General features: G+C 46.2%; 1 protein-coding gene. It reads left to right on the top strand.

The features are described 5' to 3' along the window. The first annotated feature begins 620 nt into the window (after positions 1–620). On the top strand, positions 621–842 hold the full coding sequence (locus KDK14_RS10105; RefSeq protein ID WP_257264979.1) for a hypothetical protein: 222 nt from the start codon (positions 621–623) through the stop codon (positions 840–842). Positions 843–1,131: the final 289 nt, after the last annotated feature.

The raw sequence follows: 1,131 nt of genomic DNA, 5'->3' as shown, positions 1-1,131 counted from the left end.
TTTTTTAACCAACAGTGAATAACTGAGCAAAACAAAAACCCCGCATAAAGCGAGGGCCGTAGAGAACGAACAGCGTCGTTGGGGTTTCCTGTGCGTCCTGCCTGATTTTTCGAGGCTTCCATTGGTTCACGTCACTGTGATACCTGAACACCTCATCCCTGATGCAGTGCTTTATTCAACTCAAGGTTCTCGCCGGTTGAATATGTCTATTATTTTACCGGCAGTGGCGTATTATCCTATCCGCCTGAATACGGGGTAAATTGCACAACCCCCGTATTAAACAATAAAAAAACCTCACCCGCGGCAAGGCTGCAAGTGCTGATCCATCAGCAGTCAGCGGTTTTTATTATTATTTGGGTAGTATTTATTCTTAGGCAGAGAGTGAATATTTGGTGTTCTTATTACCATACCCCGAAACAATCACTACCGACTTCGGCAATCACTCAATGGATGGGTACATGCTACGTATTTTCGCAATTAAATAATTGATCTACATCAATAAACCGGGTTATCAACAAGAATGAAGCCCATGTTATTTGAACCAAAGAAGCCGTAGCAGCATCCACCCTGTCGGACCATCACCAGGTATTCCTCCGGGATGTTGATTCCTGGATTACCTGGTGAAAAATCCGGTCCCTGTCTCAAAAAGCAGGACCCTGCCTCCGGTTAAATGGGCTAAGCCACTGAACGGTCTGCTCTCCAGCCCCGAAGTGCTGACCTTGAAACGACCAATGACCACTAATTATGCCCGGATCATGGGGCTATTATTGCTGGGTCGCAGTTCGGGGCTGACAGAACGGCCAGATAGCAGGGGGCTAATAACAGTGTCGAGTTATCTGTGATTATCTTCGTTAATCTGCTTTTTTATTGCCTTATTCAACGGTTGCTACAACCTTGTTTCTGCCACTAACGAAAACCAGGTTTGTGGCAAATTGGTTACAGAAAGACCAGGCGACCCCGTCCAGGCGACCCCGAAGAGAATACGTCTGATACCCGGGTGATCAAACGTAAAGGTGAAGCGCCGGAGCAGTATCGGGAATATGAGGATTTTTATTGATTAATATTTAACCCGTTATTCGTACCCCGCCTGTCTGAAAGGCTGCCTTTATCCCCTAACGGTTTATCCACAAT

The sequence above is a fragment of the Endozoicomonas sp. ONNA2 genome, from assembly GCF_024606365.1.
Taxonomy (GTDB): Bacteria; Pseudomonadota; Gammaproteobacteria; order Pseudomonadales; family Endozoicomonadaceae; genus Endozoicomonas.
This window is presented reverse-complemented; position numbering and strand designations above follow the sequence as displayed.